At 65.2% G+C, this 21091-nt stretch carries 21 protein-coding genes; 6 read left to right on the top strand and 15 right to left on the bottom strand.

The features are described from left to right. Positions 1–35 precede the first annotated feature (35 nt). From L1F31_RS01220 to L1F31_RS01210, 3 genes are all read left to right on the top strand, one after another. A complete protein-coding gene (locus L1F31_RS01220; protein ID WP_265418918.1) occupies positions 36–467 on the top strand; it encodes an ArsR/SmtB family transcription factor in 432 nt (143 codons plus the stop codon). Continuing rightward, complete coding sequence (locus L1F31_RS01215; RefSeq protein ID WP_265418917.1) at positions 464–1156, top strand: SRPBCC family protein; 693 nt, start codon at positions 464–466, stop codon at positions 1154–1156. Before L1F31_RS01220 ends, L1F31_RS01215 begins: the two co-directional genes overlap by 4 nt. A gap of 213 nt (positions 1157–1369) precedes the next feature. After that, complete coding sequence (locus L1F31_RS01210) at positions 1370–1744, top strand: DoxX family protein (protein ID WP_265418916.1); 375 nt, start codon at positions 1370–1372, stop codon at positions 1742–1744. Between the two features lie 36 nt (positions 1745–1780). On the opposite strand, the gene L1F31_RS01205 is transcribed toward L1F31_RS01210, so the two are convergent. The 8 genes from L1F31_RS01205 to L1F31_RS01170 form a co-directional block, all read right to left on the bottom strand. Then, positions 1781–2482, bottom strand: a complete 702-nt coding sequence (locus L1F31_RS01205) for a helix-turn-helix domain-containing protein (protein ID WP_265418915.1) — start codon at positions 2480–2482, stop codon at positions 1781–1783. A 21-nt stretch (positions 2483–2503) separates the two neighbouring features. Next, positions 2504–4018 carry a tripartite tricarboxylate transporter permease gene (locus L1F31_RS01200; protein WP_265418914.1) on the bottom strand — a complete coding sequence of 505 codons (1515 nt, stop codon included), beginning with the start codon at positions 4016–4018 and terminating at the stop codon, positions 2504–2506. Between the two features lie 10 nt (positions 4019–4028). After that, on the bottom strand, positions 4029–4643 hold the full coding sequence (locus tag L1F31_RS01195) for a tripartite tricarboxylate transporter TctB family protein (RefSeq protein WP_265418913.1): 615 nt from the start codon (positions 4641–4643) through the stop codon (positions 4029–4031). Further along, complete coding sequence (locus L1F31_RS01190; RefSeq protein ID WP_265418912.1) at positions 4640–5728, bottom strand: tripartite tricarboxylate transporter substrate binding protein; 1089 nt, start codon at positions 5726–5728, stop codon at positions 4640–4642. The genes L1F31_RS01195 and L1F31_RS01190 overlap by 4 nt, the downstream gene beginning before the upstream one ends. Before the next feature lie 68 nt (positions 5729–5796). After that, positions 5797–7035 (bottom strand): CaiB/BaiF CoA transferase family protein, encoded by a 1239-nt coding sequence (locus L1F31_RS01185; RefSeq protein WP_265418911.1) that lies wholly within the window; start codon positions 7033–7035, stop codon positions 5797–5799. Between the two features lies 1 nt (position 7036). Further along, the gene (locus L1F31_RS01180) at positions 7037–7984 is read right to left on the bottom strand and encodes a hydroxymethylglutaryl-CoA lyase (RefSeq protein WP_265418910.1); all 948 of its coding nucleotides are present in this window, start codon (positions 7982–7984) and stop codon (positions 7037–7039) included. Positions 7985–8140: 156 nt separating this feature from the next. Beyond that, positions 8141–8701 carry a dihydrofolate reductase family protein gene (locus L1F31_RS01175; protein WP_265418909.1) on the bottom strand — a complete coding sequence of 187 codons (561 nt, stop codon included), beginning with the start codon at positions 8699–8701 and terminating at the stop codon, positions 8141–8143. 49 nt (positions 8702–8750) lie between these two features. Further along, the gene (locus tag L1F31_RS01170) at positions 8751–10043 is read right to left on the bottom strand and encodes a CaiB/BaiF CoA transferase family protein (protein WP_265418908.1); all 1293 of its coding nucleotides are present in this window, start codon (positions 10041–10043) and stop codon (positions 8751–8753) included. Positions 10044–10238: 195 nt separating this feature from the next. On the opposite strand from L1F31_RS01170, the gene L1F31_RS01165 reads away from it, so the two are divergent. After that, positions 10239–12023: a hypothetical protein gene (locus L1F31_RS01165; RefSeq protein WP_265418907.1), complete on the top strand. Its 1785-nt coding sequence runs from the start codon at positions 10239–10241 to the stop codon at positions 12021–12023. A 73-nt stretch (positions 12024–12096) separates the two neighbouring features. Here the strand turns inward: L1F31_RS01165 and L1F31_RS01160 are convergent, their stop codons facing one another. The 7 genes from L1F31_RS01160 to L1F31_RS01130 form a co-directional block, all read right to left on the bottom strand. Continuing rightward, the gene (locus L1F31_RS01160; protein WP_265418906.1) at positions 12097–13545 is read right to left on the bottom strand and encodes a sodium:solute symporter family protein; all 1449 of its coding nucleotides are present in this window, start codon (positions 13543–13545) and stop codon (positions 12097–12099) included. Between the two features lies 1 nt (position 13546). Continuing rightward, positions 13547–13849, bottom strand: coding sequence for a hypothetical protein (locus L1F31_RS01155; RefSeq protein WP_265418905.1), 303 nt, complete (start codon positions 13847–13849; stop codon positions 13547–13549). Positions 13850–14108: 259 nt separating this feature from the next. Beyond that, a complete protein-coding gene (locus tag L1F31_RS01150; RefSeq protein ID WP_265418904.1) occupies positions 14109–14540 on the bottom strand; it encodes a hypothetical protein in 432 nt (143 codons plus the stop codon). Between the two features lie 112 nt (positions 14541–14652). Then, positions 14653–15504 carry a fumarylacetoacetate hydrolase family protein gene (locus L1F31_RS01145; protein WP_265418903.1) on the bottom strand — a complete coding sequence of 284 codons (852 nt, stop codon included), beginning with the start codon at positions 15502–15504 and terminating at the stop codon, positions 14653–14655. Positions 15505–15882: 378 nt separating this feature from the next. Beyond that, the gene (locus tag L1F31_RS01140) at positions 15883–16800 is read right to left on the bottom strand and encodes a universal stress protein (RefSeq protein WP_265418902.1); all 918 of its coding nucleotides are present in this window, start codon (positions 16798–16800) and stop codon (positions 15883–15885) included. Further along, positions 16797–18311: an APC family permease gene (locus tag L1F31_RS01135; RefSeq protein ID WP_265418901.1), complete on the bottom strand. Its 1515-nt coding sequence runs from the start codon at positions 18309–18311 to the stop codon at positions 16797–16799. The genes L1F31_RS01140 and L1F31_RS01135 overlap by 4 nt, the downstream gene beginning before the upstream one ends. Before the next feature lie 313 nt (positions 18312–18624). Continuing rightward, positions 18625–19218, bottom strand: coding sequence for a CGNR zinc finger domain-containing protein (locus L1F31_RS01130; RefSeq protein ID WP_265418900.1), 594 nt, complete (start codon positions 19216–19218; stop codon positions 18625–18627). A 102-nt stretch (positions 19219–19320) separates the two neighbouring features. On the opposite strand from L1F31_RS01130, the gene L1F31_RS01125 reads away from it, so the two are divergent. Beyond that, positions 19321–20583, top strand: coding sequence for an MFS transporter (locus tag L1F31_RS01125; protein ID WP_265418899.1), 1263 nt, complete (start codon positions 19321–19323; stop codon positions 20581–20583). A gap of 81 nt (positions 20584–20664) precedes the next feature. Further along, positions 20665–21090 carry an ArsR/SmtB family transcription factor gene (locus L1F31_RS01120; RefSeq protein ID WP_265418898.1) on the top strand — a complete coding sequence of 142 codons (426 nt, stop codon included), beginning with the start codon at positions 20665–20667 and terminating at the stop codon, positions 21088–21090. Position 21091: the final 1 nt, after the last annotated feature.

Below are 21091 nucleotides of genomic sequence, written 5' to 3'. Positions count from 1 at the left end.
ATTGACTTATATAAGTCTGCACTTATACTGAATCCATGCACGCATTCGACATCCTCGGGGATCCTGTTCGCAGGCGAATCCTCGAGCTCCTCGCCGACGCGGAACTGACCGCAGGTGAGATCGTCGATGCCATCGGCGAGGAATTCGCCATCAGTCAGCCAGCCGTCTCCCAACACCTCAGAGTCCTCCGCGAGGCCGGGTTCACCGCGCGTCGCGCCGAAGGCACCCGCCGCCTCTACTCCTTGGAAGCGGCACCGCTGCGCAGCGTCGACGAATGGCTCACCCCCTTCCGTCGCTTCTGGGCTCCACGCCTCGACGCGCTCTCGACCGAGATCGCGCGCGGGAAGCGGCAGCGACGTATCGCCGAGGATCACCGAACCACGGATACCGACACCACCGACGCGGACAGCGACACCGACACAGCACAGCCGCCGACATCACCGGACACCACACAGGAGAAGCCATGAACACCAACGAATCCGCCGGCCCGACCGATTCGGCGACACCGACCGAAATCGAGGTCCTCGCCGCTCAGGCCGACGTCGTCGACCGGGGATTGAGCATCAGCATCGAGGGCGACACGCAGCACACCGTTCAGACGATCAGCCAGACCTACCCGACCACCGTCGCCGACCTCTGGGACGCCTGCACGGATCCGGCCCGACTCGAACGCTGGTTCGCCCCGGTCTCCGGCGATCTCGAACTCGGCGGCCGCTACGCGATCGAAGGCAACGCCTCGGGCACGATCGAAAAGTGCGAACCGCTGAGTTCCTACTCGCTGACCTGGGAGTTCGCCGGCGGCATCAGCTATGTCACCGTCCGCGTCACGGAAGCCGACGCCGGCGCGCGGTTCACGCTCGAACACTCGCACAGCGGCGAGGCTGGCGCGGAGTTCTGGACCCAGTTCGGACCCGGCGCCACCGGAGTCGGCTGGGATCTGTCCCTGCTCGGCCTCGCCTTCCACCTCGTGGCCGGTACGGGACGACCGGAGAACGAAAACGAATGGGTCACCTCGGCGCCGGCTCAGGAATTCGTCCGGACCTCCAGCACCCGCTGGGGTGAGGCCTCCATCGCCGCCGGCACCCCGGCCGATGAAGCCCGCGCCGCCGCCGACCGGACCACCGGCTTCTACCTCGGCCAGCCGCCGACCGAGTGAACCCGGACGACCGAGACTGCGAGGCTTTTCTGTGAGGCACGCCCCGACTACGGGGCACGCCCTGGCTACGCGGGCACTGCTTTGAGTCTCGTCGATCTGTTGACTCCGCGGCGCTCTGGCACGAAGGTGTTCAGCTAACGACACGGATCGTGTCGCATTCCGATGAGCATCCTCCGCCCCTCACCACCGAGAGCCAGAGGAGAGCGGAGAATCATGTCCATCGCACTCTGGATCGTCGCCGGCATCTTCGCCATCGCGTTCACTGCCGGCGGCATCGTCAAACTCACCTGGTCATTCGACAGATACGCCGCGAAGCTGCAGTGGCCGGCGGACTTCAGTCCAGGAAAAGTGAAGTTCATGGGCATCATCGAAGTCCTCGGAGGGCTGGGACTCTTCCTGCCCGGACTGCTCACTCCGACTGCCTGGCTGGTGCCGGTGGCCGCCTCGGGCATGGCTCTCTACATGGCAGGAGCCGTGACCGAACGCATCCGCCGGTCCGAATACGGGAACCTGCTCGGCGACCTGATCTTCCTCGCCGTCATGCTCTTCCTGGCGTGGGGCCGATTCGCCCTCAGCCCCTTCGACTGACCCCAGATCAGCCCCCTCACATGATCCCCGCCGCCCCTACTCCCCTGCCGCCTTCTGCGCGCCGAGGGCCAAACGAGCGATGTCGCGCAGCACTCCGAGTTCCTCGCTGCCGTCGAGCAGCGACGCCAGCTCGCCGGCGGCCTGGGTGAGCAGGGTGCGGAACGCCCCGGCGACGTTCTCCGGCTCCCGGGTCAGCGGATAGGACACGCACAGTGCGAACACGACCGTCCCGACGGTGAAGGCGACACTCGCCGAGGCGGTCCCGGCCACCCGTGCCTGCTTCGTCGCGTAGAACTCCGCCGGACTGCCCGGCCCACACAGCGCAAGTGCACCCGATCCGCCGTCGACGAGCGGGAGCACGGTGCCGACGCTGCGGGAGACCCGCAGCTCGTGGTCGGCCTCGACGTTGCGCACGCACACCCGATCCTCACCGGCACGGATCCACAGCTGCACGGACTCTCCGGTCATCGACCGCAGATACTCGAGCACCGAATTGGTCGTGGCGATGCTGCGCCGGCCCGGGAACGGGCCCAACCGCAGGTTCCCGGACGTGTCGCGGACGATGAACCGGTGCGCCCGCAGGTCGGTCAGCAGCCGATAGGTCGTCGACTTCGAATAGCCGAGCCGTCGGCACACTTCGGCGGCGGTCATCGGGTGGTCCTGCAGCGCTGTGAGAATCGCGGCGCTGCGGTCGAGGACACCGACTTCCGAGGTCGGGTTCTCTGGTGAACTCTTCATTGAACTCCTCAATTCGGCGTCTCAGGCCACGGTCACATCGGCGAGCAGTCTGCGACGGCTCACCCACCAACGGAAGATGATCGGTCCTACGATCCCCAGAACCATGAGGATGATGATCGACAGCGACACCGGCCGAGTGACCAGCGGGGCGAATGATCCGCCGGAGATCTGGAGCATGCGGCGGAAGTTGTCCTCGAGCAGCGGAACCAGCACGAGCGCGAGGATCGCCGGTGCCAGCGGGATCCCGCCCTTCTCCATGAGGTAGCCGATGATACCGAAGATGCCGAGCATCATCAGGCCGAAGAGGCTGAACTCGATGGCATAGGCACCGATGACGACGAGCACCAGAATCGCTGAGAAGAGGATCTCTTTGGGCATCTTCAGCAGTTTGACGAACACCCCGACCAGCGGCAGGTTGAGGATGATGAGCGCGATGTTGCCGATGTACATGCTCGCGATGATCGTCCAGATCAGACCGGTCTCGTCCCGGAAGATCAGCGGGCCGGGCTGCAGTCCGTACATCGTGAACACGAACAGCAGCAGCGCCGTCGTCGCCGAACCGGGGATGCCGAGGCTGAACAGCGGGATCATCGCACCGCCGACTCCGGCATTGTTCGCCGCTTCCGGACCGGCCACGCCTTCGATGGCGCCGTGCCCGAATTCGTCCTTCCGCTTCGAGATCCGCTTCTCCATGATGTAGGACATGAAGGATGCCAGCGAGGGTCCGACACCGGGCAGGATGCCGATGATGAAGCCGAGCACCGACCCGCGCGCCCACGGCATGGCCGAGCGCTGCCAATCCTCCTTCGTCATCCACTTGTCCTCGCCGAAGCTCTGGATCTCATCCTTCGCTCCGCGCCCGAGCGCGAGGTTGCGGATCGCCTCGGGGATGGCGAAGAGCGCCATCGCGAAGATCGTGAAGTCCACCCCGTCGGAGAGCAGGTCGATGCCGAAGGTCTGCCGCGGCAGACCGGTTTGGAAGTCCAGACCGATGAGACCGACCGCGAGACCGATGAAGATCGAGATGAGCGCCTTGGTCCGCGATCCCGCCGACATCGTCGAGGCCAGCAGCAGAGCCGTAGCCATGAGCAGGAAGTACTCGGTGGCGCCGAAGACGTTCGCCAACTTCACGAGCACCGGCGACAGGAACGTCAGACCGATGATCGCGAGGGTTCCGGCGAGGAACGAGCCGATCGCCGCGGTCGCCAGGGCCGCCTTGCCGCGGCCTTTGCGAGCCATCGCATAGCCTTCGATGGCCGTCACCGCGCTGGCCACCTCACCTGGGGTTTTGATGAGTGTGGCGGTGATCGAACCGCCGTACATGGACCCGTAGTAGATGCCGCAGAGCAGGATCAGCCCATGCACGGGCTCCATGCCGAAGGACACCGGGATGAGGATCGCGATCGCAGAGATCGGGCCGATGCCCGGCAGCACCCCGACCACGGTGCCCAAGAGCACGCCGAGGAGGGCGAAGGCGAGGCTGGCCGGTTCCAGCGCCGAGGCGAAGCCGCCTCCCAGATCGATGAGAGTATCCATATCCGTCCCCTCAGCCCAGGATTCCGACCGGCAGGTACACCGCGAGGCCGTAGACGAAGGCGAAGTAGATGACGCCGGCGAAGACGATGGAGAAGATGAGATTGCGGATCCACTTCTCCGGCGCGTAGATGCTCGTCAGGCCCATGAGGAAGACCGCTGTGGAGAGCAGGAAGCCGACCGGGATGAGGATCGCCAAGTAGACGAAGAAGAGCGCGAACTGGAACACGACCTTCCGCGCGGCCGGCTCGGGAGGCGCCTCGAGGACGACCCCGCCGGCCGATTCGCCCGTGCCGGTCGATTCCGGTGCGGTCTCCCCCACCGAGGCGGTCCCACCGTTCCCCGCGCCCACCTCGGTGGACCGTGTGGTCCCGTTCCCCGCGCCCACCTCGGTGGACACCGGGGACCCGGGCCCCGCCTCGGCGAGATGGGACTTCCGGTGTTTGTATATGGCCTGACCGGCTAGGAAGAGGCCGAGCACGATGAGGGCGATGCCGACGATCGCAGGGAAGGTGCGCGGGGTGACGATGTTCGCGGTCTCCTGGATGGAGAACGTCGCGATGTAGTAGACCGCGCCGATGACGGCGATGGCGCCGCCGGTGATGAGGTCGGTGCGGTGCGCGGTCATTTGCCGTTGCCCAGGTCGGTCTCCTTGACGCCTTCCTCAACGGTCTTCGCGGCCTCGTCGACGTAGGTCTGGGCGTCATCGCCGGTGCGGAACTCTGCGGCCCACTGGTTGTTCTTCAGCGTCTCCTGCCAGGTGTCGGACTTGCTCATGTCCTCGAGCGCCTTGGCCCAGTAGTCCACGGCTTCTGCGGGCATCTCGGCGGGGCCGAAGACTCCGCGCCAGTTGCCCAGGGTCACGTCGTAGCCGGAGTCCTTCGCGGTGGGCACCGTATCGAACGGGGCCGCCAGCGGCTTCTCGGCGAAGGTCACCAGCGGTTCGATGTCACCGGATTCGAGGACGGAACGGAACTCGCTCATCCCGGCGATCGCGACCTTCGCGTCTCCGTTGAGCATGGCGGTGGTCTGCTCGCCGCCGCCGTCGTAGTTGACGAAGTTGATGTCGGCCGGGTCGATGCCGGCCTCCTTCGCGAACAGGGCGAAGGGCAGTGTGTCATCGCCTGCGGCCGCGACCGTGACCTTCTGCGGATCGTCCTTGAGCGCCTTGACCAGGGCGTCGAGGTCCTTGAAGTCTCCGTCCTTCGGGGTCACGACCATGAAGTCCTCGACGTAGAGGGTGGCGATGAGGGTCGTGTCCTGCGGACCGTATTCGCACAGTCCGCGCGCCTTCATCGTCTGGCTGGCCAGCGAGGTGATCGCGATCTGGTCATCCTTGCCCTTCTCCTGCTGCATCATCGAGGTGATCCACGAGCAGCCTGTGCCGCCGGGCTTGTTCTGCACGGGCAGCGGGCTGGTGACGATGTCGTCCTTCTGCAGCGCCTCGGTCATGGCGCGGGCGGTGGTGTCCCAGCCGGAGCCGGGTTCGGCCGGGGCCGTGACCGTGACCGGTCCCTTCGGGTAGTCCCCGCCTTCGCCCGGGGGCTGCGCTTTGTTGCCGCACGCGGTGGCGACGAGGGCGACGGCGGCGAGCACGGCCCCGATTCCGGCCGCACGTCTGCGGCGGGTCAGTGACCTCCCGCTCGCCGAGGCGGTCTCACCGCCCCTCGCCGAGGCGGTCCTGCGTGTGCGTGTGATCGTCGTTGATCGCATGAGTTGTCCCCTTGTGTGTTCAGTTATGTGGTGAGTTCTCGACTTTGTGCTGAGTTCTCGACGTGTCCTCAGGTGCTGCCGTGGTGCTGTGGCCCGTCCGTCGGCGGTCCGTTCGGCACTGCGGTGCCGTCCCGATAGTGCGCGTTGTGCCGACCCGGTTCGGGCACATCGCTGCGCAGGCCGAGTCTGGCACCGTCGAAGGTCAGCGGCAGCAGCGGCACATCGACGTATGAGCCGGTCGGCAGCCCTGTGTGCGCCAGCGCCCCGGAGGCGACGAGGTGTGGGTCGGAGTTGAGATCTGCGGGGGTGTTGACCGGGGCGACGGGCAGTCCGCGGCGGGTGCACTTCTCTTCGATCTCTTTCAGGCTCAGCTGCGACAGCGCCGTCTGGAGTTCGCGGTGGATGCGATCACGCTGGTCGACTCGTCCCTGGTTGGTCAGCATGTCCGGGTCGGCGGCGAGTCCCGTCAGTCCGAACTCGTCGCAGAGGTCGCGCCACTGTCCGTCGGAGACTGCGGCGACGAAGACCTGGTTGTTCGCGGCGTCGCGGAAGATGTCGTAGACAGCCCAGGTCGCTTCCCTGGTCGGCATCGGACGCGGCGGTTCGCCGCTGATCTGGGCTTGTGCCATGTGGTTGCCGACGAGGAAGGCGTTGTTCTCGAACAGAGCGGAGTTGATGAGCTTTCCGCGTCCGGTGGTCTCGCGGACCCGCAGCGCCGATTGGATGCCGATGACGCCGAACATTCCGCCCATGATGTCGTTGACGCTGGCTCCGGCGCGCAGCGGCTGACCGGGCGGACCGGTCATATAGGCGAGTCCTCCGAGCATCTGGACGACCTCGTCGAGGGCGGCACGTCCGCCGTACGGGCCGGACAGGAATCCCTTGAGGGAGCAGTAGATGAGGCCGGGGTTGCGGGCCGAGAGGTCCGCATATCCAAAGCCCATCGATTCCATCTTCCCGACGCGGAAGTTCTCGAGGAGGACATCGGCGGAATCGATGAGTTCGAGGACGCGGTCACGGTCGGCCGCCTCGGCGATATCGAGCTGGACGCTGTGCTTATTGCGGTTGAACGCGGGGAACAGCCCGGATCCGGACCCCGGCAGGTACCGGGTCTTGTCGCCGGCTCCGCGCGGTTCGACCTTGATGACCTCGGCTCCGAGGTCGGCGAGGATCATCCCGCAGCTGGGCCCCATGACCATGTGCGAGAACTCGATGACGCGGATGCCCTCGAGCGGCAGCGGTTCGGGCGGCGGCGCTTGGTCCGTGTCCGTATTCGGGTTCGCGGTGCGGGCCGCCTCGGTGCTCATGTCAGTCCCTCGCCGAGGTGGGGGCGAAGCGGTCGTCGAAGGCGGCGGGGGTGGCGGGGATGTCCGACAGGCTCGAGGTCAGTCCGTGTCCGACGGCGGCGATGAGGGGCTCGCGAATCTCGATGAGGGCGCCGACGTCGACGCCGGTGGCCACACCTTCGCGGTGGAGGAGGTGGACGAGGTCGTCGGTGCCGATGTTGCCGGCAGCACCCGGGGCGAAGGGGCAGCCGCCGAGTCCGCCCAGGGCCGCGTCGAAATTCGCGATTCCCAACTCCAGTGCGGCGATGACGTTGGCCATGCCGAAGTTGTACGTGTCGTGGAGGTGGAGGTTGACCGGTTTGTCCGGGAAGGCGTCGATCACCGCTGAGGTGTTCCGGCGCACGAGGGAGGGGCTTGCATTGCCGATGGTGTCGGCGACGCCGATTCCGTGGGCTCCGGCGTCGACGAAGGGGCGGAGGACCTCGACGAGGTGGTCCGCCTCGGTGATTCCGTCGAACGGGCAGATGAAGCTCACAGCGGTCGTGATGTCGAAGCGCAAGCCGTGGTCGCGGGCGAAGACGGCGGCGGCCATGAGACGGTCGCTCGCCTCGGCGATTGAGGCATCGGAGTTCGCCTGCGAATGTCCTTCGGAGGCGGAGAGGACGAGTTTGATGTTCTTCGCCCCGGCGTCGACGGCCCGCTGGGCGCCCTTGAGGTTGAATACGAGGGTATAGAACTCGACGCCGTCGGCCTCATGCGGGGCGAGGCGGCGCAGCAGTTCGTCGGTGTCGGCCATCTGCGGGACCTTCTTCGGATTGACGAAGGATCCGACTTCGATCTGGTTCAATCCTGCATTGATGAGCTTCTCGGCGAGCGCGACCTTGATATCGGTGGGCACGATCGCCTTCTCGATCTGCAGTCCGTCACGCAGGGTGGTGTCGAGGATCTCGACGGTGCTCGGCCGGGCCATGGGACTCCTTCACGCATGCTCCCGTACAACGGGAAACGAACCGTCGCCGCGCTCCAGTGTGCGGCGTCTCTATCGTTATACATGGCGCTCACGACGCGGAACAGGGAAGTTTCGACATGTGAGAGGGCAGGGAGAATTGCCCCTTGGGGGTTCCGTTTATCGGGACTGAGATTGTTTCGGGCGATATGTGAGGATGGCGTGGCCGGATTCGAGTTCGTCGCGTCCGACCAGTTCGAGATCGACCGCTCTGCTCAGTCCCGCGAAGAGGTAGGGGCCGTGGCCGGCGATGCACGGGTGGACGACGAACTCGAATTCGTCGATGAGACCGAGTTCGGCCAGGGCGAGCGGCAGCGTCACTCCCCCGACCGCGAGTCCCGTCACCGATTGTTCTTTGAGACCGCGGATGGCGGTGTCGAGGTCGCCGCGGATGAGTTCGGAGTTCCAGTCGACGCTGTCCAATGTGCTCGACACGACGTACTTGCGGGCCGGGTCGATGGCCGCGACGAACGGATCGAGATCGGCTTCAGGAGTCGTGTCACCGGGCGATCTGCGCCAGGCGTCCTCCATCATCTGGTACGTCACGCGCCCGAACACCAGACCGTCGGCGCGCTTGAGATTCTCGGCGTGATGCCGGTGGAACTCTTCGCTGATGACGCCCACGCGGTGATCGCAGCAGCCGTCGACGGTGACGTTGATCGAGTATCTCAGCTCGCCCATGGCCTAAGGATAGACCTGGGCGGGCGCTGCGGAGAAGGGTCTGCCGGACTCAGTCCTCCTGGCCGTCGTACCGGCTGTCCCGGTCCGCTCCCGAGCCCGAGCCCAAGTCCGAGGCGAGGCCCAACCATGACAGCACTTCGGCTGTGTGCTCACCCAGGTCCGGTCCGAGGTGGTCGATGGCAATGGATTCGCCGCCGATGACCGGAGTGATGCCGGGGAAGGCGACGTCGTTCAACGTCTCTTCGCCGGTGGAGACGTCGAGGTTCTGGATCATTCCACGCGCGGCCAGCTGCTCGTCGGCGACGAGATCTTCAGCAGTGTAGATGGGACCTGCCGGAACTTCGGCCTCGTCCAACACCGCAACCACATCCTCAACAGAACGTTCGGCGCACCAGGCTCCGATCGCCTCGTCGAGTTCCTCGTGCCGTTCCCATCGTCCGGCATTCGTCTGCAGTTCGGCATCCTCGGCGAGGTCAGGCCGGTCAATCGCGGTCATCAGCCGTGGGAAGATTCCGTCCCCGTTGCCGGCGATGACGACGGATTTCCCGCCGGCGCACAGGTAGCCGTTCGACGGCGCGATGCCCTCCATCCGGCCGCCGGTTCGGGTGCGGACCTCCCCGAAGGCGGAGTAGTCGGGGACGAGGGATTCCATCATGGAGAACATCGCCTCGTTGAGTGCGACGTCGACGGTCCGCTCGGACAGCGACCCCTCCCCTTCGAAGCTGTGCGCGGATCCGACGACGGTCTCGGCGGCTCCAGCGATCTTCTGTCGCTGCCGGTCGAAGAGCATCATCACGGCACCGAATGCGGCCTGCATTCCGGCGATCGAATCGCCGATGGAGATGCCCACGCGGACGGGTGGACGGTCGGGGTCGCCGACGAGTTCGCGGAAGCCCGAATAGCCTTCGGCCACTGCCGCGAAGCCAGGCCGGGCGGACATCGGTCCGGTCTGGCCGAACGCGGAGATCCGGACGAAGACGAGCTCCGGGTTGGCCTCTTCGAGGACGTCGGGGCCCAGCCCCCACTTCTCGAGTGTGCCGGGGCGGAAGTTCTCGAGCACGATGTCGGACCGGCGGACGAGCTCGAGCACGGCTTCGCGTCCTTCGTCGCTGCGCAGGTCGAGCACGACGGACTTCTTGTTGCGGTTGATCGTGCGGTAGAGCATCGAGGTGGTGCCGGCTTTGAGTCGCCAATTGCGCAGCTCGTCGCCGGTTCCGGGGCGTTCGACCTTGATCACCTCGGCGCCAAAGTCGGCGAGCATCCGCCCGGCGGTGGGTGCGGCGATGTAGTTGCCGAGTTCGAGGACTCGCACACCGGTGAGGGGAAGTCGGCGCGTGCTCATGACGATGCTCCTAAAGTGCGTGGTTCGGTTCTCCCATGGTGCCAGGTGTCGGCGCTACATTCCCGGATATCCGCGTCCTCGGATGGACGATCATGCCCTCGCCGAGGCGGCCGGATGCCGCGCGACTGCCGGTTCCGTGCGACACCGACTCCGCGCGACTACCGGCCAGAGAGCACACCCAGTAGCGTGGAACCCATGAACCAGCCTCCCGGTCCATTCGATCCCTCTCGTGCTGACGAACCCGAGCTTCTCGATGTACTCGAAGAGGCCGCAGCCAGCGAAAGCCCGCTCATGCTGCTCGAGATAGCGAGCACCATGCTGGCCTCCGTCGACGACCCCAACGACGATGACAAGGATGCGGAAGAGCTGCCGCCGATTCCGCAGCTCGCCGTGCAGATGCTCGAGGCCACGCCCGAAGAGACCGAACCGCTGGTGCGGATCTGGGCACAGATGCTCGACGACGAGCTCTTCCGCCATCGGATCGCCAAGATGCTCCCGACCCCGAAGACCAAACGCCTGCCGGAATGGATCCGCCGTGCCGACGAGATCAAACCCTTCCGAGCCGCCGCCGTCGTCTCGCCGGTGAAGATCGAGGAGACGATCCTGCTTGAGATCTCCACGGCCGGCAGATCAGCCACTTTGGCGGTCGCCGTGGACCGCAGCGGTTCGCCCTACCTCGAAGACGCCTATCTTGCCGACGGACCCCTGTCGAGTGTCGTCGAGTTCAGCAGCACCGACCTTCCGACACCCGTCGACGTGGTCACCCTCAGCCTCCACGATGCCGCTGCCCGGCTGCGTGAGGTACTCGAGATGAGCACTCACATGTTTCCCCCGATCGAGACCGAAAGCTGGCCGGGAACCCGACCGTTGCTCGAATGGATGCTGGCGAAGCTCTCCGATGGCGGCACCGGCTACGAGATCAGAATGTGGGAACCGGAGGAGATCGAGGAGCTCGTCGCGGACTTCCGCACCTCACCCTTCGCCGCAGCGCTGACCGAGGACGAGATCGGTCATGCCCATCTTCTCTTCGAGTTCCAGATCAACTACGGCAACAATGATCCACTGAGGTGGTCGGGCACTTTCGTCGAACGCCTCATGTGCGACCTCTACCCGCGCAAGGTCATGTCCCCCGAGGATGATCTTCTCCTCATGCCGACGACCCTGGCCGCGGTCGTCCGCTATGCCAATGATCGCAGCGAGGTCGATCCTGTCTTCACGGAGAACGCTATTGCCGCGATCGAGGACAATCGGGAGGAGTACGAAGCGCGAGTGCGCGGCGACCGGCCTGAAAGCACGAGTGACCTCTTCGCACGCCTGCTGACCGGGACCGACGATGACACTCTGCCTCTGTCGGGGCCTTGGTCGGATGCCGGTGACGGGTTCGGTAAGGGATCTTTCTTCGGCGATCAGGCTTCGATGCTGGCGGAGATCTTCATCGGCAGCGGCGCCGAGGAGGTCGGCGGCCTCGATGCCCTGCAGGCACTGACCGATGAACCGCTGGCTGACGAAGATCTTGACACCACGGACCTGACCGATGACATCGTCGACCGCCTCACCGGCTTGGTTCCGGAGATCCGACGGATCGCGGACGAGGTGTTCGCAGAGCCGGAGCTCGCGACGTCCGCGCTGCGATTCTTGACGGAGGCCGGGCGAGGGGATCCCGCGTTCTTCCGCCGCCGCCTCGCCGACCGCACTCTGCTCGCGGCATTGTTCTGGATCGTCGGGAAGAACAATAAACTTTTCTCCGGCCAGTGGAGCAGCGAAAGCGATATGACGATCGGAGAGCTCCAGCACCACCTCGGCGTCTCGAGTTCACCGAAGCCGACTGCCGAGAAGATGCTGCATGCCGCCGGCCACGAGCTCTCCGACGTCGAGGTCATCCTCGGCGATCCGCGCTTTCTCATCTCACGCAGGCGGCAGCGCATCATCGAAAACCGTGACATGTTTTGGGACGATCTGCCGGAGGACTGGGAGTACTGAGTCTCTGTCGGTACGTTCGCCTTCACTGAGGATCACCGGACCGAGGTTGCCCACCGTCGACATGGTCCGTTTCCTATGCGCGCGGACCGACAGCCTCCGCCGATGCGGACGGCGTCGACCGTCCGACGCCGGCACGCACAGCTTCGCAGATCGCGACGATCACGATGTTGACGCCGAGTCCGATGATGCCTTCGCTGATCGCCCACGGCAGAGGCAGCCAGAAGGTATATGCGATGACGACGATGAGTCCCGCAGCGATACCTGCGATGATCGAGTTGACGCTGAGGCGGCCGCGGAAGAAGATCGCTGCGGCGATCGCCGGGGCCAGCTGGTCGAGGCCGGAAAACGTCAATAGCAGCAGGTTGGCAAGCAGGTCCGGCATCACGATGGCAAGCAGCAGGGACAGCCCGGTAGCGACGACCACGATGAGCTGTGTGGCGGTGAATTGGTGTCGGTCGGATTTGATCCGGAAGACGTTGCGCGAGGCGAGTGTCGAGATGCCGATGAGCAGCGCGGCCGAAGGCACCATGGCGGTGGTGATACCGGCGACGGCGAGGATTCCGATCACCCAGTCGGGGAACATCTGTCCTGCGAGGTGAAGCAGCGCGGAGTCGGCGTCGGTATTCCTGCCGAGGATGACGACGGCCACGTAGCCGACGATGAGGGGCAGGACGATGAAGGTGTTGTAGATCGGCAGCCACAGGTAGTTCTGGCGCAGAACTGCGGAGCTGCGGGCTGCGAGGATCGGCGGCCACATGTGCGGCAAGGTCACAAAGGCCACGCCGATCGCACTGATCGCCATGTTCGAGATGTACCAGGGGATGCCATATTCCTCGGTGCCGTGGACGCTCAGGAGCTCGGGCATGGTGGCGGCGACGGTGTCGAATACATTGGTGAATCCGCCGGTGAAATGGATGGGGATCGAGATGCAGACGACGAAGAGCATGACGAGCATGAGCGCGTCTTTGAAGTAGGCGGTCGTGGCGACTCCGCGCAGTCCCGACCACAGGACGAAGGCGACGACGAGGATGAAGGCGATGACCATCGACCACACTCCGGTGGTGCGGTTGCCGGTGACGAGTTGGACGATGAGCCCGAGCCCGGTGATCTGCAGCTGCAGGTAGGGCAGCAGGAAGACGACTCCGCAGACACCGGCGATGACGCCGAGAGTACGTGAGGAGTAGCTGTGCTCGAGGAAGTCGGCCTGAGTCAGATGACCACGTGCTTTGGCCATGCGCCAGATCTTCGGGCCGATGAAGTAGAGGACCAGGTAGCCCAGGGGGACGTAGGGCATCGAATAAAAGGCGGCGGCGCCTCCGGAGACTACGAGCCCGGCGGTGCCGAGGAAGGTGAAGGTGGTGAAGGTTTCGCCGGCCTGAAGCAGCCAGGTGGTGGCCACACCGAAGCGCCGGCCGCCGACGGTCCACTCGGAGAGGTCCGCGTTGGGCTTCTTGCGTCCGATGAGTCCGAGGATCGCGACGAGGACGATTCCGCCGAGGGTGACGATTTCGACTGTGCTCATCTCAGTCCTCCTCCCCGTCTTCGCGCCGCTCGGCCGCCTCGAGGGCGAGGTCATCGAGGTGGCTCTGTCGTTCGAGGTCGGGACGGGTCTTCTCGATGATCAGGAGGATCCCGGTCACGAGGAGGCTGCCGGGAATGCAGGTCCACCACAGGATGGTCGGCAGACCGAGGAACAGATGTGGGCCGTTGAAGATCGGCAACCACTGGAAGACGAAGGCGGCGATCACCGGGATGAGGCAGAGAATCGCCCAGACTGTGACACGACCTTTCGTCACCCGTTGTGTGTCGGATTCGGGTGTGCTCATTATGCCTCCCGCACTCGTTCGGCCGGTCTGCTCGGCCGGCGGCCCGACCGATGTGGTTCAGACCACATCCATCTTCTCTCCACCAACGTTGCCGAGCGGTCGCGAAATGCCGCAGAAAGCAAAGTCGCCTTGGAAAGTCGCTCTGATTGAACGGCAGTTGTGGGGCGAGCGAACATCGCGCAACATTCCTTGAACTCCATTGCCAGCCGATCTGCGTGTGCCCAAGACTGACAAGCAAGTCGCAGACAGCGATGATTCGTCACCGAATGAGGAGTTGGACATGGGATCGAACGATTTCGCAGGCAACAACGACAACGGTCAGAACGATTTCGAGAACCAGCAGGGCGGACAGCCCGGCGGACAGCAGGGTCAGCAGCAGGGCGGCTTCGGTGGCGATGACCGCGAGCAGGGCGGCCAGCCCGGTGTAGATCAGCAGGACCAGGGCCAGAGCCAGCAGGCTCAGGGCGGATTCGGCGGCCAGGGAGAACAGGCCCAGGGCGGCCAGAATGCCGGCGACTTCGGCGACGACCGCGGCCAGCAGGGTCAGGACGGACAGCAGTCCGGCGGGTTCGGCGGCAATGTCCGCGAACAGGGTGGACAGCCCGGAGGACAGCAGGGTCAGGACGGTTTCGGCGGCCAGGACCAGAGCGGTCAGCAGGGCGGATTCGACCAGAACCGCTGATCCCGGCAACTCCCTGATCTGACGTCATCTCGCTGACGTCGATCGCTGACACGAGCGGCGCACCATCACCGGTGCGCCGCTCGTCGCATTCACCGCCTACACGTGCAGGCGAGAAGACATCTCACTCGGTGACGGTCACGACCTGCCGGTGCCGTCCGAGTCCGTCGAGTTCGAGTTCCACGACGTCTCCGTCGGCCAGATATGGGTACTTGCCCGACAGCGCGACGCCCTGCGGAGTGCCGGTCAGGATGACGTCACCCGGCTCGAAGGCCATCGCTTGGCTGAGCTGGTGGATGATCTCGCCGGCGGAGAAGATGAGGTCGCTCGTCGACGAATCCTGCCGGACTTCGCCGTTGATCCAGCTGCGCAGTCGCAGGTCACCGGGGTCCACCTCGGCGGCGGGGCGGATCCACGGCCCCAACGGAGTGAACCCTGGCAGGTTCTTCCCCTTCGACCACTGCCCTCCGGACTCCTCAATCTGCAGGCGACGTTCGGACAGGTCGTTCGCCAGCACGTACCCGGCGACGTAGTCGAGTCCCGCCTCCGCCGAGGCGACTCTGTAGGCCCGCGCACCGATGACCACTCCCAGCTCGACCTCCCAGTCAGCCTTCGTCGCAGACGGCGGCAGCTCGAGCGGGTCGGTGGGTCCGGCGATCGTCGAGGGCATCTTGAAGAAGATGACGGGACGCTCAGGCGGCTCGGCTCCCGCCTCGCGGGCGTGGGCAGCGTAGTTCATGCCGACGCACACAATGGAAGACGGCCTGGACAGCGGCGCACCGATGCGCAACTCGTCGGCTCCGGCCAGCGGTTCAAGTTCACCGGCGTCGAGTGCAGCGCGGGCTCGTTCGATGCCGTCTGCGGCGAAGAAGTTCGGGTCGATGTCGTGAGTGAGCGGGCGAAGGTCGAAGCAGACCCCGTCGTGGCGGATCACCGGAATCTCGTGTCCGAGCGGCCCCAAGCGCAGCAGTTCCATACGGTTCCTCTCTACTTTCAGTCAGTCACGTCGTTGTGACCAGACCTCACGCTAGCGAAACCAGCTAGTCCAAATTGGAACCGCTCAAGCATTGGACACTCCCAGCCGGAATTTGCTCGACAACGGTGGCCGCGGGCCGCCCACAGCTGACCCGAGACTCGGGCATCCCTCACCGTTCGCGGCACAACATCGCGTTCCTGCAGGATGTTGAGCCGCTCCCGGTGGGGGATGCGTCGCGGACCGTCGGACGTACCGGGAACGGGAGGATTCGCCGCCAACGGTGACCGATGCTCGAGCCGAACCCGCTCACACCACCTGCCGCCACCTGGCTTGGAGGCCTCGGCGACAGAGGTGTGCGCGCGGGACCTCCCGCACCGCTCACACGGTCTGCTGGCGGATGTAATCGGCCTTCGCGCGCCTCGGCACGACGATAATCGGCACCGGCGAGTTCTGCAGGATCCGCATCGCATGGCTGCCCAGCGACACCCGCTTGAGCGCACCCAAGCCAGATGATCCGAGCATCATCACTTCCGGGTGCTGCCACTCGACCGCCGTCAGCGCCGCGGCCCAATCGACGCCCGTTCCTACGACGACATCCGTCTCACCAGGCTTGATGTGCAGCTGCTCGATCGAGCACAGAATCTTGTCCGTGTCGCGCTGGACGGTCTTCGTCCACTCGTCGACGACGCTCGACTCCATATCGAAGGGGACGTTCGCAGACGCGACCACCCGCGAGCGCGGTGCGAACGAGGCGATGCGGAACGGCACGTTCGACTGCGCAGAGACCATGGCGGCCCCGAGGATGAGGTTCGCCGAGGTGGTCGAACCCGAATACGCCGCCGTGATCCTCTCCAGCGTCGCCCCCTCCGGGGCACGGTAGCCGGACGGGGCCAGGGCGACGGGCAGCCTGGCACTGTGGAGCAGGCCGTTCGACACCGATCCGAGACCGATCCTGCCGGGCTTTCCGTCTGCTGAGGGACCGACGACGAGCCGGTAGGCGTCGGCCTTCTCGCACATCTCGAGCAGGCCGCGCCGGGACGAGCGTGAGGTGTGGAGGACGATCTCGGACTCGATATCGCTGGGAATGAGCGCACGCGCATCGTCGAGGGCCGCCTCGGCGACCTTGCGGAATTTCTTCTCGTATTGGCTCTCGAAATGCACGGGAGTCATCGGGAACGCGGCGGAGTCGATCGAGGTTGCCACGATCCGATGTCCGTAGGTGCGAGCGAGGACGATCCCGAGCTCGATTGCCGCCTGGTTGTCCTGACCTGGGGCGATGCCGACGACGATGCTCATTTGTCTCCTCCTGTGGAGTCGGAACCGGTGGAGTTGGGACCCGTGGAGTCGGGTCCCGTCGAGTTGGGGCCGTTGGAACGCGTGGAATCGGGACCGCGGTGCCCCGCCTCGGCGAGCTGTTTGCCGAGGACGGAGGACTTGCGGCCGAAGATGAAGTACAGGCCGAGGATGAAGGCCGTCCAGATGACGAAGACGACGATCGTGATCAGCTGCAGGCTCGAGATGATCCAGAAGCAGCCGATGATCGACAGGACCGGCAGCACGGGATAGAACGGAACCTTGAAACCGCGTTCGAGGTTCGGTTCGCGCACGCGGAGGATGATCACGGCCAGGGACACGACGACGAAGGCGACGAGGGTGCCGATCGAGGTCATCTCGGCGAGGAAGTTCAACGGAATGAATCCGGCCAGGATCGCGATGACGACGCTGACGACGATTGTGCCCTTGACCGGGGTCAGCGTGCGGGGATTGACCTCGCGGAAGAGCTTGGGCATCATTCCGTCGCCGGCCATCGTGAACAGGATCCGGGACTGACCGTAGATCGATACGAGCGTGACGGAGAAGATCGAGATCACCGCGCCTGCAGCGACGACAGTGCCCGGCCATTGGGAGCCGACGATGTTCTCGAGGATGGCCGACAGGCCTGCGGTCTGACCGTCGAATTCCTCCCACGGCTGGGCGGACAGAGCGGCGACGGCGACGAGGACGTAGACGGAAGTGACGATGATGAGGGCGGCGATGAGGGCTCTGGGCATCGTCTTCTTCGGGTTCTTCGTCTCGTCACCGGCCGTGGCGACGGCGTCCATGCCGACGTAGCTGAAGAAGATCAGCCCCGATCCGGCGACGACGCCGGAGATGCCGAAGGGCGCGAAATCGGCGAAGTTGTTCGAGTCCCAGCCGGTCACGCCGACGCAGACGAAGAAGATGAGCACGCCGATCTTCAGGCACACCATGATCGCGTTGACGACAATGGATTCGCCGGTGCCGCGCACCAGCAGGAAGCAGCACATCGCGAGCAGCAGGATGGCCGGGAGGTTGACGATTCCGCCCTCCTCGGGCGCGTAGGCCAGGGCGTGCGGAATCTCGAAGCCGAAGAGATTGAACAGCAACTGGTTGACGTATTGCGACCAGCCGACGGCGACGGCGGCTCCTGCGACGCCGTATTCGAGGAGGAGGCAGGCCGCCACGCCCATCGCGGGCAGCTCACCCAGGGTCGCGTAGGCATAGGAGTACGAAGATCCGGAGACCGGGACGGACCCGGCGAGCTCGGCGTAGCAGATGACGGCGAGGCCGGCGACAGCCCCTGCGATGACAAATGACCAGATCACGGCCGGGCCCGCCACGGGAACGGACTCGGAGAGGATGAAGAAGATGCCGGTGCCGATCGTCGATCCGACGCCGACCATCGTCAGCGAGAACAGGCCGATCGTGCGCTTAAGGTCGGTCTCGACATCTTCCTTCTGCCGTGGGACCGGTTTGATCCGGAACAGCTGCTGTCGCAGTGTGGGCATGATCTTCTCCAGACATCGTCGTCGGGCGCTGTGGGTCCGCGCAGGACAGTTGGTTCTCATCGAAGGACGGCGTCACTGCCGGCGAGCGCCGAGTCGGCTCCCGCTATGAGCGACCTTACGTCGATTTCGGTGAGCTTGCGGGTGTGTCGGAAAAAATCTGTCGCAGATTTCGGACACCCGTGTCGTCATCGGCAGCACCTCCACCACTTCGCCGAGGCGGGGCGACGATCACCGCCGACCCGACGTCTCCGCCGGGGCCAGTTCGCCGTCAGGATCAGTTCACCGTCGGCGGGAGAATCAGGGTCGGGTGCGCTCAGGGTCGGGTGCGGCGGTAGTGGCGCAGGGCTTTGTCCCGTCCCCCGCACGTCTGCATCGAGCACCAGCGGCGGCTGCGGTTGCGTGAGGTGTCGATGAAGAGCCAGTGGCAGCTCGGGCAGGACTTGAGGCGGTCGAGGCGGGTTCCGGTGAGTTCGTCGATCGCCGATTGGGCGAACAGTGCGATCAGCGCCTTCGTGCTCCAGGTATCGGGCCAGTCTCTGACGAGCGGGGCGATCCGTCCCGCAGTGTCGGACGGCCCATCAGGAGCACGGAAACCGAACTTCTGCAGGCTCCGGGCATGCGCCTCGGTGATGGTGTCGAGGCTGCGTTGGGGCACGCTGCCACCCGATGCGAGCGCATCGAAGACGTCGAAGACGTGCTCGCGGAATTTCCGCAGCTCGGCGAGGTCCTGCTCGGCGAGGTCCTGCTCGGCGAGGTCGGCTCCGCGGTCGAGGTCGAGGTCGAGTGAGCCTATCCAGTCTGCGGCGGTCGCGGGGTCGGCCAGCCAGTCACGGTCACCGCTGGCGCGATCGGGGATCGAGTTGGTCAGCTCCAGGCACAGCGCATTGCCCACATGTTCGAACTCCATGAATCAACTTTACCATCTACTAACTCTTGACCGGTGATAATTTCTGGACGAGACTTGACTATCTACATTGCTTTTGCCGGTAAACATAGGATGGCTGATGCCATGATCACCCCGTTCGGCCGCCTCTGGGCAAGTGCCTGCTCGTCCAACCTCGGTGATGGAATCGCGCTGACGTCGTTTCCGCTCATCGCGCTCACCGCCGGGGCCTCCCCCGGCGAGGTCGCCCTGGTCACGACGGCGGCGACGATCGCCTGGCCGCTGTGCGGGCTGCACGCAGGCTGGCTCGTCGATCGCCTCTCTCCGCAGCTGCTGCTGACCGTGGCCAACGGCGCGCGTGCGCTCATGCTTCTCGGCCTCACGGCAGCGATCGCCTGCGACGCGTTCGTCGCACCGGCTGTCATGATCGCAGCCCTCGTCTATGGCATCGCCGAGACCCTGGTCGACACCTCCCTCATCGCGGGAATCCCGCGGATCGTCCCCAAACACCAGCTCACCGGGGCGAACGCCAAGATGGAAGCGACGATCAATATCGCCAATGAGCTGGCGGGTCCGCCCTTGGCCGGGTTCCTTCTCGGTGCGGCCGGACTTGCAGCGGCAGCGGTCGGCAGCGGGCTCTATGCACTCGCGGCGCTGGCCGGGCTCAGCCTGCTGGTGGCGATGCGCAGTCGGCCGACGCCTGCCGCCGCAGAGAGCGCCACCCCCGACCAACCCACACCTCGCATCCGCGACGGCTTGCGATACCTGTGGAGAGATCGCCTGCAGCGCGAGCTGACGGTGCTGACGGCGGCGATGAGTCTCATCTGGGGCGCCTGGACGGCGATGTTCGTTCTCTACGCAGTTGCGCCCGGCCCGCTGGGCCTCAGCACTGTCGCCTATGGATGGGTTCTGGCCGCGATGGCTGTCGGCGGAATCGTCGCCGCGGGACTCATCGAACGGCTGCAGAGGCAAGTGTCGACGGCTCTTCTCCTCTTCCTCGACACGGTCGGCACGATCGGGCTCGTCCTTCCGGCCGCACTCGGAGCACCGCTGCCGGTCATCGTCGCCGGTGTCATCCTCGCCGGAGCCGGGTCCACCGTCTGGAGGGTCATCGTCGCGGTGATCAGGCAGCAGGCCACTCCCCTGTCGCTCCTCGGTCGCGTCTACTCGGCCTCGCGGGTCATCAGCTGGGGCGCACTTCCCCTCGGATCGGCATTGGCCGCCCTGGCGGTCGAGTCCTTGGACATCGAGACGGTGTTCCTCATCGCCTCGGCGGTGGCAGGTGCCGTCTGTGTCTGGTTCACTCTGCGCTTCCGGAGTCTGCACACTCGCATCGCGGGCCTCGAGGCCGAAACAAACGCTGAGACGTCTATTCAACCAAATGGTTGACTAACAGCATCCATCGGGTCTACATTGTTATTTAACCAATTGGTTGAAGTCAGATTTCGATGCAGACGCCCAGGAGGCCCCATGGCCGATCAGCTGTCCAAGGTCTTTGCGGCACTTGCCGATCCGACCCGTCGGGACATGGTGGCTCGACTCAGTCTCGCGGATGCGACGGTGAACGAACTCGCCGCACCCTACGACGTCAGCGTCCAAGCCGTATCGAAACATCTCAAGGTGCTAGAGGACTCCGGACTGGTCTCCCGCACCCGTGACGCCCAGCGCAGACCGGTCCACCTCGAAGACAATGTGTTCGATCTGATGACGAAATGGATCGAAAGATACCGAGCTCAGGCAGAGGAACGCTACCAACGCCTCGACGCCGTCCTCGCACAGATGGACGCGGACGAGGCAACGCAGAACACGGACCCGGGCGCCGCCTCGGCGGGCGGATCCGGCACCACAACTCCGCAGGAAAGCTCAACCCGACCACAATCACGCAAGGGAGCATGAC

This window comes from Brevibacterium spongiae, assembly GCF_026168515.1.
GTDB classification, from domain to species: Bacteria; Actinomycetota; Actinomycetes; order Actinomycetales; family Brevibacteriaceae; genus Brevibacterium; species Brevibacterium spongiae.
Note: the sequence above shows the minus strand (reverse complement) of the source record. Positions and strands in the feature narration are given on the sequence as shown.